Raw genomic sequence first — 16,872 nt, 5'->3', positions numbered from 1 at the left:
AACTAGACATGGGAGCCTCCTTGGTTTTCTCTTCAGCTGAGTATAGGTAGCTGAGGGAGGAGCAGACCATCCCATTAGGCTACAGCTCTCTTGATGTCCGACTCGCTGAACAATTCTCGCTAGTCGAGAAACTCAAGCAGAGCCACACTGTTTCTACACTTTGTGATGTGTTCAGCATTCATCGAAGCAGTTACAAGTATTGGTCTGGCCGCCCTAAGACAATTAACCCTGACTACATCGAGTTGTGTAGCGAAGTTAAAGCTGCTCACCGCATCAGTAATGGCTCTGCGGGTGCCCGAACTATCGCAGATATCGTGACGACAAAAGGAATACCATTGAGCCGGTATCGTGCTGGCAAGTTCATGAAAAAGCTTGGCTTAGTAAGTTGTCAGTTGCCTAAGCATGCCTATACGAAAGCTAATCAAGAACATGTTGAAGTAGCCAATAAATTAGACCGCCAGTTCGCCGTGACGGAGCCGAACCAAGTATGGTGCGGTGATGTCACGTACATTTGGATCGGTACGCGCTGGGCTTATTTAGCCGTGGTGATAGACCTCTTTGCAAGAAAACCTGTCGGTTGGGCAATGTCATTATCACCCGATACCAACTTAACGGGCAAAGCTCTATCGATGGCTTTTGAAGCCAGAGGAAAACCACAAAATGTTATGTTCCATAGCGATCAAGGCTCGCATTATACCAGTTTGAAATTTCGACAATTACTCTGGCGATATCAAATTGCGCAAAGCATGAGCCGTCGAGGAAACTGTTGGGATAATAGCCCGATGGAACGATTCTTTCGAAGCTTGAAAACAGAATGGGTACCATCAATAGGCTATGAGAGTTTTGCCCAGGCACAGCGTTCAATCACACAGTACATCACAGGATATTACAGCGAGATCAGGCCACATCAATATAATGGTGGCCTGACGCCAAATGAGTCAGAACGGTTATTCTGGAATGACTCTAAGACCGTGGCCAATTTCACTTGACCACTTCACAGTAAGCCGTAAGCACATCGTAATAAATATATAAAAACACCGCCTTCTATCGGCGGTGTTTTTTTAGTGCGTTTGGTATAACTGAAACATATAGAGCCCGAACTGTGCCAAGCTTTATATGTGTATACCCACTTAGTAATAGAGACTTAAGAATAAGCGTCTTACACGTAGTAGACTTCTACAGTACCTTTTAGAGTGATAAGAATCGGCTGGCCACGACGATCCAATGCTTTTGGTGAAGGAATTTTAACCCAGCCTTCACTGATGCAGTATTCTTCTACATCTGTACGCTCTTTGCCGTTTAGGCGAATACCGATTTGGTGCTCAAAGCACTCTGCCACATGGTGTGGGCTACGAGGGTTGCACGCTAGATGATCTGGCAAAGCTGGTTTAGAATTAAAATCGCTCATGTTTATAACCTGATATAAATAAAAAGTGCGTCATTGTAGACAATGCGAGCTTGGTGCTCAAGAACTGTAAGTGTAGTTTAAGCTGCAATTTTGACCTACTAGTCATAGTATTAGCTTTTCTACACGTTACTTTTGAACACTACGTTTTTCTACAATAAGATAAGTATGCAACTCGGGGTATTGGTCAAACTCAAGGTGCCTAATTATACAACCCAGCTCAATGAACAAATTCAAGAAGCCATTAGTGCCAAGCGTTGAGTAATAGACTTCTGGCCCCATAAAATCATCAGTATGACCGCCTTCTTCTTCCGTTCCGCCGAAAGAAAAGATAAACACGCCCCCGCAGTTAAGGCTGTCGATTATTTTGGTAATAACCTGCCGTTGTTCTTCCAGCGGAATATGCCAAATACTGTCCCATGCGGTGATGAAATCATAGGTATCATCAATTTGATACTCACAAATATCCGCATGAACAAACGTAATATCAGGGTAGCGTTGGCTGACAATCGATAGCATGTGCTCTGATACATCAATACCAGTGATGCCCTTCGCTTCAAAGCCCTCACCTTGCAATAAATCAATAAATCGCCCCGTACAGCCACAACCTATATCAAGAGCTTTCCCTTTGTTCTTGGCAAAAGTTAGTGCCCGTTGATGTGCTTCAATACCATTGTTACGATTGAAATCACTGCTTTGCCATAGGTGAGTTATTTGATCGTAAGCTTTACCGATTTTGTCAGGCTTCACTCGGTACCTCCATTAACATAAAATATTAAAATTAAACTCGCTCAGTAACATTACACCTTGGCACTCCAATTAATTCGTAGTCAAATATTATTTCCTAAAAAGGTTTCACCCTAATCATTATCAATCGCGTTTTAGCACAAAAATGACTTTATGCTGTATTTCAATATACTTCCTTTTGTCGTAGTCAAGATATTTTATATAAATATTAATTTGAGAACAATATCACATTATTATCTCAGAAGCCCTCCCTTCTTAGTTAAAATTAAAAATTTGCTTCGAGATAATAACTGCACTGATTAAGGGCAGTATCACCAAAAATGTGACTTGCAAAGAACAAATGTGTGAATTTTCACCCACCAATCATTAATTAACGCCCTTTTTTTAAAGGTAATAATACCTTAGGTCATTTAACGTAATTAGGCACAGGAACATATTTAATCATTGTTCATAAAAGGAATGATTCAAATGATAAAATCAATTGTCTCTAAAGCCATTAAGTTTGCACTTGTTGGATCAATGGCATCTTCAGCACTTGCTGCAGCAGAACCACCTAATATTGTCTTTATTCTTACCGATGACTTAGGATTTAACCAAATTGGTGCCTATGGTAACACCCCGATCAAAACACCAAACCTTGATAAATTAGCTAATCAAGGAATCCGCTTTACACAAGCTTACGCAGGTAACACGGTAAGTTCACCTTCTAGGGTTTCACTGTTTACTGGCAGAGATAGTCAGTTAATGACAAATAACTCTAATACCGTACAGCTAGGTGAACTAGATATCACGATGGCTCACGTCCTTAAATACGCAAACTATGATACCGCGCTATTTGGAAAATACTCTATTGGCTCTCAAATGGGGGTTACTGATCCTTTAGCAATGGGGTTTGATACTTGGTTTGGACTGTATTCAATCACTGAGGGGCACCGACAATACCCTCAAGTCGTATGGCGTGATGGTGTAAAAATCAGAGTTGAAGAGAATGAAGCAAATAATAAAGGTGCGTATGCCCAAAAGATGTTTACCGATGAGGCTATCGACTATATAAACGAAGATAGAGATAACCCCTTCTTCGTAATGCTTAATTACTCCTCTCCTCATGCAGAGTTAGCCGCGCCGGAAGAATACATTAAGCTTTATGATGGTGTATTTGAAGAGGAGCCCTACCTAGGAATGTCTTCTGGCGTACCCAGTGATAAATATGCCGCATATTATCCTGAGAAAGTCGATAACCCCAAGGCAACGCTTGCTGGCATGGTAACGGCGTTGGATGATTATGTCGGCATGGTTGTCCAAACATTAAAAGATAAAGGCATTGAAGATAATACTGTCATCTTTTTTACCTCGGATAATGGACCGCATGACGAAGGGGGGGCTGACCCTCATTTCTTCAAAGCATCAGAACCCTATCAAGGTATAAAACGCGATCTATATGATGGTGGTATCCATGTACCCATGATCGTTTCTTGGCCGGAACACATCACAAAAGCAAGAGTCGACGAAACCCCGTGGCATTTCGCCGATGTATTACCAACGTTTGCAGCCCTCGCCGGGGTTTCAGTTAACGATATCCCAAGATACAAATCTAATGGTGTATCGATTAAAGGGATATTAAATGACACTCCTGAAGATATAGCAGAACGAACACTATATTGGGAGTTTGGCAAACAACTAGGTGATCCTAACTCTGGTATTGTTGGTGAAGTATTTCAGGCCGCAAGAAGAGGAGATTGGAAAGCTGTTCGCTACGGGGTTGATGGTCCGATCGAGTTATACAATATCATGACCGATCCCGGGGAAGTTAACGATGTAGCGCAAGAGAATAAAGAGGTAATGTCTCACTTCACACCACTATTTAACAAGTAACAATCTATTAGGTGCTCAATACAACATTGAGCACCTCTTACATAAAATTTCATTCATAAATATTAAAATAGGTAAAACTTGGGAGGTTGTATGAGACATGAACCGTTGATGAAAGGGGCCAGTATCGAACAATTTAGTGCCGTCGTTAAACCAACTGGCTCTAAATGCAACATGAAATGTCAGTATTGTTTTTACCTCCACAAAAATGATTTACTCAAACAAAGCCCTCAGCCAAGAATGTCAGATTTCATTCTAGAATTACATATAAAGCAACATATAGAAGCTCAAAGTTGCAGTTACGTGGATTTTATTTGGCAAGGAGGAGAACCGACTCTCCTTGGGCTCCCCTACTTTGAAAAGATAATTAAACTTCAGCGCAAATACAAAAAGAAAGACCAAGATATTTTTAACTCTCTGCAAACTAACGGAATATTAATTGACGAAAAGTGGTGTAAGTTTTTAAAAAAGAATAACTTCTTAGTTGGGTTATCGATAGATGGGCCTAAAAATATCCATGATAAATACAGGTTAAGCAATAGTGGAAGATCTACATATCCCAAAATAATGAACGCTGTTAAGTTACTTAAAAAGTATGATATTGATTTTAACGTACTATGCGCTGTAAATGCTGACAACTCAAAGAAACCATTAGAGGTATACCGCTTTATAAGGGATGAAGTTAAACCAAATGTTATCCAGTTCACGCCTGTAGTACAGAAAGTCGATTTCAAAATAGCGCCTCCCATAGCCAACAATCAGCACCTTAAGAGCGATTCATTAGAAATACCAAAAGAAACACACCCACCGATAGTGACAGACTGGTCGGTGAAACCAGACTATTGGGGTAGCTTTCTTGTAGCGATATGGAAAGAGTGGATTGAACATGATTTTGGTAACGTTTTTATTGACAACTTTGAAGATTCCGTTGCTATTTTACTTGGATTTGGTAGTCAAAAGTGTACCAGTAATGAGCTCTGCGGGAAGGGACTTGCCATCGAACATAATGGTGATGTTTATTCTTGTGATCATTTTGTTTATCCAGATTATTACCTCGGAAATATAACAAAAACACATCAAGCGGATATTATTTCATCTATTAAGCAAAGGAGGTTCGGTCTCGACAAGCGAGATAAATTACCGACAACATGTAAGCAATGCACTTACCTTAAACTGTGTGGGGGAGAATGCCCAAGAAACCGTTTTACTAAAACACCAGATAATAAACCCGGGCTTAATTATCTTTGCAAAGGACAACAGACGTTTTTCAAACATGTTATTGACGACATAAACATACTAAATAATAAATTGAAAAGATCTGTTTCATAAATAGTTGAGCACACTTTGCACTCTAATCGTCACAATATATTTATGAAATTTTAACTAAGACTTTACGTTAACAATAAGGAATATTTATGAAAAATATGCTAATTGCTGCATTATGTATAATGACCCCATTGTGCTTCGCAGAAAACAATAATAACACACAAAATGTAATTAAGGATGAAACGACTATCGCTACCACCGGTATCATAAATCCACCAAATGGGCGTTTGGCGGTGGTTAGTGATGGCAACTCTCCTGATCCAGATGATATAGCTGCTAATAGTGTAATACTTGGTATTCTTAGTGGTTCTGGATTAACAGACCGACTTGTTCACTTTTCTCACTCATGCGATATTGATCCTTTTAAAAACCCTGGAATACAAACTATTGACGCCATTAATGAGCTACGTCGTCAAAAAATATTACAATATGTGGCTGATGAAGGAATCGAACTATTTGGACCATTCGATAACCTTCGTAAAGACTACAATTGCCGTACAGAACAAGCCGGAGCGACACAAGATCTAGTCGACGCTATCAACGCTTCTTCAGACACAGATCCATTATGGATTATTGAAGCTGGCGAACCCGACCTTATTGGCTACGCCCTTGAAGCGGCTAATCCCGCATCTCGTCAATATGTCCATGTCGTCTCACACCACCCTTTTAACGATAACAGTGGTGACTTCTTTACTTGGCAGCAGATTCTCGACTTTGGTGTTGTCGAACATCAAATTGGAGATCAGAATGTTAAACTTCAAACTCCAACCGATGCCTGGGATTGGGCCAAAAACCATGATAATAAAGGCTTTGCTTTCATATGGAACATGTTAGCGTATGTCGAACATGACAGTGTCGTAGACTTTCAAACCAATAAGTTTGATTGTTCTGATGCGGGTATGGTCTATTGGTGGATCACTGGTGCCAACAATGGAGGAAACAAATTATCGACCCCAGAAGATATGAAAAACATGCTATTAGGAAATGTTAAGTAAATAAAAGACAGTACCTTAGCTATTAAAACTAATACTAAGGTACTGTTTGATTTTTAACTGTAATAATCGTTATCATCAAGGTAGGAATTAAATGAGTAGTCGTTGTAATGAAAAATAATTATATCTGTGAAAGGCTGATTAATATTTTATGTAGGATGATATGACGTAATTATTATTCTTACCCTATGCTAAATATTTACTTTATCTTTAACTCTTATATCCATATGTCTTACGTCTCGAGGGGGAAAACCAATCATTTGTTTAAACTTGGTAGAAAAATAATTGCTATCTTGATAACCAACATCAAATGCGACTTCGGTAATAGATTTATCGGTGTTGTTTAATAATGCTAACGCTCTGCATGCTCTGGCATAATGAAAATAGCCACTGTAACTCATCCCGGTCAAACGACGAATAGTTTTTGATAAATATCGAGGAGACAGTTCAACTTCCTTGGATATCATCTCGATATCCCAACCTTGGACATGATGGCAACGAATCATATTGAGCGCTAAGAGCACTCGATCATCTTTTGACAATGTACAACAATCACGAATACGTCCACGCCACAATTCAACTACCAACTGCTGGAACAATATCTTAGCCATCAGCTTTGATTCCGGCGTATTTTCATGAGACTCTTTATCTAATTTATCAATGATCTCTTGCACACACTGTAAGGTAAAATTATCGATAAACCAACCTTCATCACCATCATCAGGGATACAGCCCCTTAAGTCCGCACCTAGATGTAGCTTATCCGTATCATAGAGGATATTACTCAAATAAAGATCTTCGACATCTTCAAACAAATGGCTATCATTACGGTTTACAAAACATACATAATTTTTACTGAGACTCATTGGAACACCATTAAGAACATGGCAACCATGCCCTTCTGATACCACAATAATCTCACTAAAGGAGTGCGAGTGTTCAGGAAACGGCTCTTGAGGGCTACGCAACTCTGTTGTAATTGCGCAACTTGAATCAAGAAAAAACTCCTTAGCTTCCAAATGTATCATTCCCACTCCTTATTATTTTAATCATCAAGCAACTACATTTAATAGTAAAGCAATAAACTCACGCACAAACCGTGACTACTTTACAATTTAAAGGTCTCTTTTAGATTCTGCATATCTTCGTCGCTAACGCCTTCAGGCATAAAGCCAGCACTTAAACAACCAAGGAACAATTTGGCACCTTTGTTGGCAACATCGATAAAATCGAAGGCTTGTAGTGCGTCCACTCCAGTGGCCACGGCCCCATGCTTCTCCCATATCGCGACATCATGGTTTCGCAATTTTTCTGTCGTCCCATCCGCAATAGCCTGACTACCTGGCATGCAATATGGAACAATACCAATCCCCTTAGGAACAAATGCGCGTACTTCTGGTAGCATTTGCCAACACATCTGGGTGTAAAGCTCATCGTTATGCGCATAATCAGGGTGGTGGGACAGTATAATCAATTCCAGCGGGTGCGTGTGGACCACACAACGATCGGCCATACCTCGTTGCTGCTTATCCATAATGATCTCCACATGAGATATGAATTCACTCGTCGGTGAATAGTTATCCTGCTGCCGCCCTCCCCAAAGAATATGGTAACCTTCCGCTTGATCATCGATCCGCAGTACACAACCTGCTTTATCAGGTTCATTTAGCTCACGAATGCGCTCTCCTGTACCTTTAACAAAAAAGATATGTCCGGCACTCTCTGCTGGAAAGCGAAACTCACCCACCGATTGCAGTTGGCAATGCGGAAAGACTGACAGATCAGTAGGCAATTCTCCAAAAATCTCGGTTAAGTCAACAGAGATATTACCACCGTTTCTTTCCGCCCATTCTCGACGCCAGAGGTAAGAAGCGACCTCGGAGACTTTATCTATTTCGTGCTGCACTTGTTCGTTTAGTGCGATGTTATTCATGACCTCAACCCTTATCATTTACTTTGCTAGCATTGTTTTAAAAATCAGCATTAAGCTAAATAAAATACCGAACTTAACTCAATCGAACATGGTGATGTATCAGGATTCGTTTCCATAATATCCTGCATGTAATGCCACCACTCTTTACATACTTGAGTTTTAGCGATCTGCTGCCATTGAAATTCCGACTCAATTTCAACATATGCAAATAGCTGGTTTGTGTTTTTATCAAGAAAGATGGAATAATTACTTGCCCCATGTTGACGCAAAGTCGCCGCCAACTCTGGCCATATTTCATCATGCCGACGCTGGTATTCTTGTTCAAATCCAGGGCGTAATTGCATTATTGATGCCTTTCTTATTTTTTCACTTGCCATACATTTCCTCCATAAATAAGTAAGATGCTGAATTAAACACGTCGTTTTTCGGCAAAAAACTTAATTAAGGTTGGAAGTGCGATTACACCGATCAACATGGAGCCAATAATAATCGACATAATAATGCCTGGTATATTCAACAACCCTAAGCCCACAGTGACTAGCCCCATTAAGAAAACTGAAATCACCACACCAACAATTGTGCCAGAGCCACCAAGAATACTGACCCCACCAAGTACGACCATAGTAACAATATTTAACTCCCACCCTAACGCAATCGTAGGGCGGGTACTGCCTAAACGGGACGTCAACATGATTGAAGCAACGGCACTAAAAAATCCAACCAGCGTAAATAAAATCAATTTGTGGTTCGCAACATTAATCCCTGAGTAAAACGCAGCGGTTGGGTTATTTCCTATTGCATAAGTGCGGCGGCCAAAGTTTGTTTTCTGCAACAACACATAAAACAACACCGCCAACAAACAGAAAACCACAAACTCAAAGCTAAACACGTAAAATACATAACCCTGACCGAAATATTCAAATGCCGGAGGGTAGTCACGGATCGCTTGATCACCCAGAAGAATGTAGGCAATACCACGAAATAAGCTCATCGTACCTATGGTCACGACAATAGAAGGAATATTGAGTCGCGTAACTAATAGGCCATTAAACAGACCGCAACAAACACCTACCGCTAAACCCACTAAACAAATGAGCTCTACACCAACCCCAGCTTGCGCTGTATACCCCATCGCCACCGAGCACAACGCAATAATCGACGCAACGGAGATATCTATCTCTCGAACAATAATTACTAACGCTAACGGAAGAGCAATGATCGCTTTTTCGGTGAAGTTAAATGTCGCATCCGACAATGTCCATGGATCTAAAAAGTACGGAGAAGCCATACAATTAAGTAAAAACACCACCACCGCAGTTAGTAATAGCAATGCTTCCCAGCTCTTCGCCCACGTAGGTAAATGCCACCCCGCCTGCTTAGCACTATTTTCAATCACAGCCTTATTTACGCTATCCATTGTTATTCTCCTTTTTATCACTAAGGTGCGTTTTGCACGGCTTTTTTGAGGATAATCCGGCCCAACTTCCTCTCAGAGCGTGAGTTTGCGACCACGGCAATTATTATCACGGCACCTGAAATGGCCATCTGCCAGAATGGCGATACCCCAATAACGGGCAAGGCGTTATTAATCACACCAAGGAAAAGCGCCCCTAACACACACCCCAGCACCGTGCCAGTCCCACCAGCAATACTAACCCCACCGATGACACACGCCGCAACGACCTGTAACTCAAAACCATTTGCAATGTCGACATACGCAACGGCATAACGTGAAATCCACAAATAGCTGGCAATACCAGCCATAAAACCGGCGATAGAAAAAGCAACAAATTGCTTTTTACCAACATCAATTCCCACATAATGAGCGGCTGTTGGACTATTTCCCGCCGCATAAATATTACGCCCCATACGACGATGACGAGCAAAATAGTAACAACACGCAATAACCACTACCGAACACCAGCCAAGCACGGGTAGCCCAAATATTTCTGTTCGAGGGATAGCAATATAGGTCTCACTCATTTGGTGGGCGTTAATCCATTGCCCGTCACTAAGTAAAAACACACAACCTCGATAAATACTCATGGTACCTAATGACACGACAATGGCTGGGATCTTGGCTTTCCAAACCAAAAAACCATTAAACATACCCAGCAACGTACCTAAGCCGGCACAAAGGAGTATGATCAATGGGACGGGAAATTGCGGATAAGCGGCATTAATCATTGCTCCAACCATGCCCGTTAAGGCCACATTTGCAGCAATAGACAGATCAATGCAGCGGGTAATAATGACGAACATTTGCCCCAGTGCGAGGATAATCAGAATAGATGTATCGTTATATACGTTAAATAAATTCCCCACCCCCACAAAGTCGGGGACAATTAATCCAATCGCGGCGATCAGTAGCAGAATGACTCCCCCTAATAATGCCTCTCGATTCTTTAATAATTCTTTCATTACGCGACTCCCGTTAATCCCGTTGCGGCACTGACGATTGATTCGGCACAAAATTCGTGGCGTGCATATTCCTTGACCATTAAGCCTTCACGCATCACGATAATACGGTCCGCCATACCCATCACTTCCGGTAATTCCGACGACACCATAATCACAGCAAGCCCTTCCCGGGTTAATTCCGACATGAATTCATGAACCGCCGCTTTTGAGCCAATATCAATTCCCTTCGTGGGTTCATCTAAGATGATCACTTGAGGCCGCGTTGCAAGCCATTTGCCGATCACCACCTTTTGCTGATTGCCACCAGATAGATTCTCAACCTTTTCATACCAATTCGGCGCCTTTACCCGTAAACGGTTGGCATACGTCTCTGCTAGCGCATACTCACGCTGTTCATCCAGCAAACCATTTGGGTTGATTTTCTCGAGCTGTGGTAAACCGATATTTTGGAAGATTGGGAACTCAAGCACGGTACCCTGAGCTTGCCGCTCCTCTGGTACGTAGACGATACCCGCCTTAATTGCATCACTGGGGGATTTTATCTTGATACGTTGTTTATCGAGCTTTACTTCGCCATTAGCAAGATTACTGACGCCAAACAACGATTGCATAAGCTCAGTACGCCCAGCCCCCACTAAGCCATAAAAGCCAAGGATTTCGCCTTCATGTAACTCAAAACTGATATCGTCAAACTCTGTAGGATGCGAATAATGACTGACTGACAACACCGTATCGCCAATCTCGTTGTCTACTTTTGGGTACGCATTTTCAATTGAACGCCCGACCATCATAGTAACGAGCTCCGATTCTTGCGTGCCACTGATCTGCCCAGCCCCGACATAACAACCATCCCGAAATACGCAATAGTTATCTGCAATGCGAAAAATCTCGTCAAACTTGTGGCTGATAAACAAAATCGCACAGCCTTTTTGCTTAAGGCGTTCAACGATGGCGTAAAAATCTTCAATTTCTCGATGCGATAACGCAGCGGTAGGTTCATCCAAAACCACAACACGCGCATCAAAAGACAAGGCTCGGGCAATCGCGACCATATGGCGTTGACCAATACTAAGATCTTTCAATATGGCTCGTGGATTTAGTGGCGCATCTATCTCTTGCAATATTTCGACGCTACGGCGTTCCATTTCTCGCCAATTCAGTCTTTTTGAAGAGTGCATCAGGTGATGGCCAACAAAAATGTTTTCAGCCACACTCAGTTCATCAAATAACACCGTCTCTTGATGAATGGCTGTGATCCCTAACTTGCGCGCATCGTCAGGGGTGGAAAGCGTGATCTGCTCGGCGTCGAGATAAAGCTGACCTTGTGTTGGGGTATATATCCCCGTCATTACTTTTACTAAGGTTGATTTCCCCGCCCCATTTTCACCAACAAGGGCTGTAACCTTGCCGGCATAAAGATCTAACTTCACGTTGTCCAGCGCCTTGACCCCAGGAAAGTGCTTACTTATCTTACGCAAAGAAAATACTGGCTGATTTGCATCCATTCTCCATCTCCTCATTAAGCCTACGTTGGTATTAGAGCGGGAAGCTTCCCGCTCCTGTACCTTCTCAACGATTAGAAAATACTCGCAAATTTATGAACATTAGAGCTGTCATAAACAAACGGCGCAGCCATTGCAGCATTGCCTTCATTATCTAGACTTGCTTTACCCAAGCGCCCCATATTGACTTGCGTTTTTGACGCAGTACCTTTTACCAGGTCATAGCTGATCATGGTTGCGGCGTATCCAAGATCAATGGGGTTCCAAATAGCAAAACTCTTAACGACCCCCGAATCGACGTGACCCGCTAGCTCTGAAGGTAAACCAAGGCCAGTCACATAAACTTCACCGGCTTTGTTCATATCTCTAACTGCTTGTGCCGCAGCCACAATACCTACCGAAGTTGGTGCAACAATCACTTTAAGATCTGGGTAGGAATTGATAAGCCCTTGAGTTTCACGGTAACTCTTGTCAGCTAAATCATCCCCATAAACAATAGAAACTAGGTTCAAATCTGGGTACTGAGGCAGTACCTTCTGCATCTCTTCAATCCAGATATTTTGATTAGTCGCCGTCGGCGTTGCACTTAACACCGCAATATCACCCGCCTTGCCGCCCACTTCTTGTCGCGCAACCTCGGCGAGTTCAATGTTCATTTTCCCAATCAACTCATTACTTGACGGGTTGAGGTGTACTGCGCGCCCAGCAGGTGCAACGCCAGAGTCGAATGACACCACTTTAATACCGCGTTGCTGCGCTCGCTTTAACACTGGAACTAATGCATCTGTATCATTAGCTGAGATAGCAATTGCATCTACGCGTTGGGCGATTAACGAGTTAATAATCTCAATCTGACCTTCTGCTGTTGGTGTCACAGGACCGGTGTAGATAATTTTCACATCACCAAGCTCACTAGCCGCTTCTTTAGCGCCTTCATGAGCAGCCTCAAAAAAGCCATTTCCGAGAGATTTAACCACAAGGCCAATACGTACTTCGTCAGCCTGTACCATACCAGTAGCGAAAACACTTAATACAAGTAGGGAACTTTTCATCACGTTTTTCATTCGGATATACTCCGTGTCTAGTTATTATTAAATAATTAATTTTCTATTGCTTACGATGCGTATAGAGCACACCGACACACGTCTGTGCCCATATCTACGCACTTATCTTCTTAGTAATACTTCTGCTTCATATTGTTTCACTTGTTCTAACCAGGCACTCCCAACCGGTACGCCTTGCTCCATACAGTAGTAATCCCATACGGCCGTCCAAGGCAGTGATTTGCTCTCCTCCATCAAGGCTAAACGGGTGGTGTAATCACCATTCAATTCCGCTTGTTTTAGTTGGGTATTCGGCTCGAGTAATGCTTTAAGTAGGGCTTTACGCATATTGCGAGTACCAATGACCCAGGCAGCAATACGGTTGATTGACGCATCAAAGAAATCCAAACCGATAGTGACGCGGCCTAAAAGGTTATTACGAACAATTTCATTAGCAATGGCCTGCGTTTCATCATCAAGTAGCACCACGTGGTCACTATCCCAGCGTACTGGACGACTGACATGCAACAGCAGCTTTTCGACATACAGCGATGCCGCTGAGATCTTATCGGAGATCACTTCGGTAGGATGGAAATGCCCTGCATCCAGACATAAAGCAACATTGCGCGAGGCAGCATAACCAAAGTAAAACTCATTGGAGCCTGCGGTATAAGCTTCAGTACCAATACCAAACAACTTCGATTCCACCGCATCAATGTGATACTCGACTGGCAAGGGTTCAGCGATGATTTCATCCAAAGCCGCCATCAAACGCTTACGTGGAGCCAAACGATCGGCTGGCAAATCTTTGTAGCCATCAGGGATCCAAATATTCATCGTTGAAGGCGAACCCAGCTCTTTACCAAAATATGCTGAGATATCACGACACGCCTTGCAATGGTCAATCCAGAACTGTCGGATTTCATCATCAGGATGAGTAAGAGTGAAATTGTCAGCACTCAATGGGTGTGAAAAACAGGTTGGATTGAAGTCCAAACCTATTTCGACACGCTTGGCCCATTCAACCCAATTCGCAAAGTGCTTAGGTTGGATTTCATTGCGTTCTACGGGTTGATCCGCTTCAAGGTAGATCGCATGTAAATTGAGCCGCAGTGAACCGGGGATCATAGTCATAGCCTCAAAGACATCACGACGTAGCTCCTCTGCCGAAGTAGCTTTACCCGGGTAATTTCCTGTCGCCTGAATACCGCCAGTCAGTGACCCTTCTGGATTCTCAAACCCAGCCACATCATCTCCCTGCCAACAATGCATTGAGATAGAAATGTCATTAACCGTTTTTAATGCTGCATCAACATCGATATCCAATTGCTCAAACTGACGCTTAGCCAGTTGATAAGCATTCAATATGTTCTCTCGCTCGTCCATAATTCTCTCTCTTTGATTATCTCTCACCGCTGCTTTCTTGCTCGTTACTTAACATGTTCGAAATAACGACGTGATACAGCAACATCCGTATTTACCCTTCTGCACAGCAAACATCTTGCTCTACGAGCTCTGCATTACACAGGGCTATAAACCTTTGCCACTGTTCAGAAAACAGGGCCTCTCCTTCCGGGTGGTAAGTGGTTATCGTGAATGAATCACGAACCAACCGCCGCGCAGCATCAACGCCACTGAGTGCTTGTAGAGCAATGAGTTGTCCACACAAGTTGCCCACCACTGAAGCTTCAATCGGACCGGCCCACACCGGACAACCACATGCATCGGCACACCACTGGTTTAATAAGGCGTTCTGACTTCCACCACCAACAATATGAATACCTTCTAGCGGTTGTTCACTCAGTGCATTTAACCCCACCCAGACACTGCGGTACTGCAACGCCAAACTTTCTAATACACAGCGAATTAACGCCCCTGGTGATTGCGGAGTTGGCTGTTCGGTTTGATAGCAAAAAGCTTGTACCGCCTCTACCATGGAAGGTGGGTTAAGGAACATGGCATGATCAGGATTGATCAAGCTGACAAATGCTGGCGCAGTTTCGGCCAATGACACTAAATCTGAAAAGCTGTAGGATTCAAGTTCGTGCTGAATGCGCTGTACAATCCACAGCCCCATAATATTTTTCAGTACACGAAAGCGCTCTTCAGCGCCACCTTCATTCGTAATATTGAGTTGCTGCGCCTGAGCATTAACGAGTGGGGATAGGCTCTCCATCCCCATTAATGACCAAGTCCCTGAGCTAAGATATGCCGCCTTACGACAGTCAAAAGGAACTGCAAGAACCGCAGAGGCGGTATCATGGCTTGCCACCGACGCAAAAGGAATTTCAACATCAAACCTTTCACTACGATAATGACTAATTAATCGATTGGGTGCTTGAATAGGTAATAACCATTGGCGAGGAATAGCTAAATCATCAAGTATCGACGACCATTCACCTGTATGACAATCAACCATTTGTGATGTAGTGGCATTGGTGAATTCACAATTTTTTTGTCCAGTTAAGCGAAAACCTAAATAGTCAGGAATAAACTGCAAACAATCAACGTCGTCGAGCCAACACGGTTGCTGTTGTATTAGCGTCACAAGTTGATAAAGCGTATTAAAAGACAGAAACTGTATACCGGATTGCTTATAAATCGCATCACCACCAATCTGCGCTATCACCTTATCCATGACACCTTTGGTACGCTCATCACGGTATGTAACGGGTAAGCCAAGCATTCCACCATTTCTATCGGTTAAGACAAAATCTACGCCCCAACTGTCAATAGCAATACAATCAGGTAGAATACCGGCTTGTAATATATTATCTATACCCGTCTTTATTTCTTTAAGTAAACTCTCAATGTCCCAACAAATATGATTTTCACACTTAATAGGGTTATTTATAAATCGGTGATATTCACTCAGAGATAGTTTTTTTCCATCATAAACACCCAGAATTACTCGCCCGCTCCCAGCGCCCAAATCAACTGCAATCAGATTTTTCATGCTGCCTCCTCAAACTATATATTGAGGATAATTTTTTGCTGTTTAGATAACCTTTAGAGTATTTACCGTCCAAGTACGATAAGTAGTCAATAATCAAAGAGAGCCCATATCCAGGTCACAATATTAACTTAAAGCGACGTCTCTAAAATCTCTGGACTTGGATTAGCAATAACGCAATGATTACAAAGAACCCCCTTATCTTTAACCCGTTCACACGCAATCTCCACCGCCGATTGCACAGCAGAAACATCTCCGTTTAGTGTCACAACACCTTTACCACCAATCGCCATTGCCAATTGGATATCCATTAACTGAACATCACTGGCCTTTACTGCTGCATCAGCAGCTTCAATCACTGCAGCTATAGAGAAGGTTTCAATCACACCTAATGCGCCGCCACGAGGTATCTCGCTAGTACCTGAAATGGCCAAGAAAACATCCGGATGGATATTAGAGATGATGGCCTCATCAATCACATCACCACCTCCGGCTTGTAGTCCATGCTCAACCGCTGCCCTTACCGCGCCAATATCACCATTGACTAAAACAATAAATTTACCGGGACAGGTAGTGCGATGAAACACGATACTCACGTTAGCCGCTTTAACCATGGCATCAGCGACCTGATATCCCCTGGCAATGGAGTTCAATTCAATACAGCCTATTGCGTTGTTCATT

At 42.6% G+C, this 16,872-nt stretch carries 15 protein-coding genes and 1 pseudogene; 4 read left to right on the top strand and 12 right to left on the bottom strand.

All coding sequences use genetic code 11. The features are described 5' to 3' along the window. Positions 1-77: 77 nt before the first annotated feature. A pseudogene (locus tag ACVA53_RS13320) lies at positions 78-989 on the top strand (IS3 family transposase); the annotation flags it as partial. A 170-nt stretch (positions 990-1,159) separates the two neighbouring features. Here the strand turns inward: ACVA53_RS13320 and ACVA53_RS13315 are convergent. Beyond that, complete coding sequence (locus tag ACVA53_RS13315) at positions 1,160-1,408, bottom strand: DUF3297 family protein (protein WP_446505349.1); 249 nt, start codon at positions 1,406-1,408, stop codon at positions 1,160-1,162. 126 nt (positions 1,409-1,534) lie between these two features. After that, on the bottom strand, positions 1,535-2,155 hold the full coding sequence (locus ACVA53_RS13310) for a class I SAM-dependent methyltransferase (RefSeq protein WP_255044586.1): 621 nt from the start codon (positions 2,153-2,155) through the stop codon (positions 1,535-1,537). Between the two features lie 465 nt (positions 2,156-2,620). Between ACVA53_RS13310 and ACVA53_RS13305 the strand changes: the two genes are divergently transcribed. The 3 genes from ACVA53_RS13305 (at position 2,621) to ACVA53_RS13295 (ending at position 6,342) form a co-directional block, all read left to right on the top strand. Continuing rightward, positions 2,621-4,024 (top strand): sulfatase-like hydrolase/transferase, encoded by a 1,404-nt coding sequence (locus ACVA53_RS13305; RefSeq protein WP_446505348.1) that lies wholly within the window; start codon positions 2,621-2,623, stop codon positions 4,022-4,024. Between the two features lie 90 nt (positions 4,025-4,114). Then, positions 4,115-5,350 carry an anaerobic sulfatase maturase gene (locus ACVA53_RS13300; protein WP_446505347.1) on the top strand — a complete coding sequence of 412 codons (1,236 nt, stop codon included), beginning with the start codon at positions 4,115-4,117 and terminating at the stop codon, positions 5,348-5,350. An 86-nt stretch (positions 5,351-5,436) separates the two neighbouring features. Then, a complete protein-coding gene (locus ACVA53_RS13295) occupies positions 5,437-6,342 on the top strand; it encodes a hypothetical protein (protein WP_255044589.1) in 906 nt (301 codons plus the stop codon). A 188-nt stretch (positions 6,343-6,530) separates the two neighbouring features. Here ACVA53_RS13295 and ACVA53_RS13290 read toward each other — a convergent pair whose 3' ends face one another. From ACVA53_RS13290 to ACVA53_RS13245, 10 genes are all read right to left on the bottom strand, one after another. Beyond that, positions 6,531-7,367 (bottom strand): helix-turn-helix domain-containing protein, encoded by an 837-nt coding sequence (locus tag ACVA53_RS13290; RefSeq protein WP_446505346.1) that lies wholly within the window; start codon positions 7,365-7,367, stop codon positions 6,531-6,533. Positions 7,368-7,447: 80 nt separating this feature from the next. Then, a complete protein-coding gene (gene rhaD, locus ACVA53_RS13285) occupies positions 7,448-8,272 on the bottom strand; it encodes a rhamnulose-1-phosphate aldolase (protein ID WP_255043727.1) in 825 nt (274 codons plus the stop codon). A gap of 50 nt (positions 8,273-8,322) precedes the next feature. After that, positions 8,323-8,649: an L-rhamnose mutarotase gene (gene rhaM / locus ACVA53_RS13280; RefSeq protein ID WP_446505345.1), complete on the bottom strand. Its 327-nt coding sequence runs from the start codon at positions 8,647-8,649 to the stop codon at positions 8,323-8,325. A gap of 32 nt (positions 8,650-8,681) precedes the next feature. Further along, positions 8,682-9,689, bottom strand: a complete 1,008-nt coding sequence (locus ACVA53_RS13275; protein ID WP_446505344.1) for an ABC transporter permease — start codon at positions 9,687-9,689, stop codon at positions 8,682-8,684. Between the two features lie 20 nt (positions 9,690-9,709). Then, the gene (locus tag ACVA53_RS13270; RefSeq protein WP_255043730.1) at positions 9,710-10,693 is read right to left on the bottom strand and encodes an ABC transporter permease; all 984 of its coding nucleotides are present in this window, start codon (positions 10,691-10,693) and stop codon (positions 9,710-9,712) included. Beyond that, on the bottom strand, positions 10,693-12,198 hold the full coding sequence (locus tag ACVA53_RS13265) for a sugar ABC transporter ATP-binding protein (protein ID WP_255043731.1): 1,506 nt from the start codon (positions 12,196-12,198) through the stop codon (positions 10,693-10,695). The genes ACVA53_RS13270 and ACVA53_RS13265 overlap by 1 nt, the downstream gene beginning before the upstream one ends. A 71-nt stretch (positions 12,199-12,269) precedes the next feature. After that, complete coding sequence (rhaS, locus tag ACVA53_RS13260) at positions 12,270-13,247, bottom strand: rhamnose ABC transporter substrate-binding protein (protein WP_255043733.1); 978 nt, start codon at positions 13,245-13,247, stop codon at positions 12,270-12,272. Between the two features lie 114 nt (positions 13,248-13,361). Continuing rightward, the gene (gene rhaA / locus ACVA53_RS13255) at positions 13,362-14,624 is read right to left on the bottom strand and encodes an L-rhamnose isomerase (RefSeq protein ID WP_446505343.1); all 1,263 of its coding nucleotides are present in this window, start codon (positions 14,622-14,624) and stop codon (positions 13,362-13,364) included. Positions 14,625-14,715: 91 nt separating this feature from the next. Further along, a complete protein-coding gene (gene rhaB, locus ACVA53_RS13250; RefSeq protein ID WP_446505342.1) occupies positions 14,716-16,194 on the bottom strand; it encodes a rhamnulokinase in 1,479 nt (492 codons plus the stop codon). 128 nt (positions 16,195-16,322) lie between these two features. Next, a complete protein-coding gene (locus ACVA53_RS13245; protein ID WP_255043737.1) occupies positions 16,323-16,871 on the bottom strand; it encodes a BMC domain-containing protein in 549 nt (182 codons plus the stop codon). Position 16,872: the final 1 nt, after the last annotated feature.

The organism is Photobacterium sp. DNB23_23_1 (assembly GCF_052873815.1).
This window is presented reverse-complemented; position numbering and strand designations above follow the sequence as displayed.

Excerpts from the sequence above, each read along its gene's own strand:
- ACVA53_RS13315 (WP_446505349.1), bottom strand. The coding sequence starts at position 1,408 with ATGAGCGATTTTAATTCTAAACCAGCTTTGCCAGATCATCTAGCGTGC.
- ACVA53_RS13305 (WP_446505348.1), top strand. The coding sequence starts at position 2,621 with ATGATAAAATCAATTGTCTCTAAAGCCATTAAGTTTGCACTTGTTGGA.
- ACVA53_RS13300 (WP_446505347.1), top strand. The coding sequence starts at position 4,115 with ATGAGACATGAACCGTTGATGAAAGGGGCCAGTATCGAACAATTTAGT.
- ACVA53_RS13295 (WP_255044589.1), top strand. The coding sequence starts at position 5,437 with ATGAAAAATATGCTAATTGCTGCATTATGTATAATGACCCCATTGTGC.
- ACVA53_RS13290 (WP_446505346.1), bottom strand. The coding sequence starts at position 7,367 with ATGATACATTTGGAAGCTAAGGAGTTTTTTCTTGATTCAAGTTGCGCA.
- rhaD (WP_255043727.1), bottom strand. The coding sequence starts at position 8,272 with ATGAATAACATCGCACTAAACGAACAAGTGCAGCACGAAATAGATAAA.
- rhaM (WP_446505345.1), bottom strand. The coding sequence starts at position 8,649 with ATGGCAAGTGAAAAAATAAGAAAGGCATCAATAATGCAATTACGCCCT.
- ACVA53_RS13275 (WP_446505344.1), bottom strand. The coding sequence starts at position 9,689 with ATGGATAGCGTAAATAAGGCTGTGATTGAAAATAGTGCTAAGCAGGCG.
- ACVA53_RS13270 (WP_255043730.1), bottom strand. The coding sequence starts at position 10,693 with ATGAAAGAATTATTAAAGAATCGAGAGGCATTATTAGGGGGAGTCATT.
- ACVA53_RS13265 (WP_255043731.1), bottom strand. The coding sequence starts at position 12,198 with ATGGATGCAAATCAGCCAGTATTTTCTTTGCGTAAGATAAGTAAGCAC.
- rhaS (WP_255043733.1), bottom strand. The coding sequence starts at position 13,247 with ATGAAAAGTTCCCTACTTGTATTAAGTGTTTTCGCTACTGGTATGGTA.
- rhaA (WP_446505343.1), bottom strand. The coding sequence starts at position 14,624 with ATGGACGAGCGAGAGAACATATTGAATGCTTATCAACTGGCTAAGCGT.
- rhaB (WP_446505342.1), bottom strand. The coding sequence starts at position 16,194 with ATGAAAAATCTGATTGCAGTTGATTTGGGCGCTGGGAGCGGGCGAGTA.
- ACVA53_RS13245 (WP_255043737.1), bottom strand. The coding sequence starts at position 16,871 with ATGAACAACGCAATAGGCTGTATTGAATTGAACTCCATTGCCAGGGGA.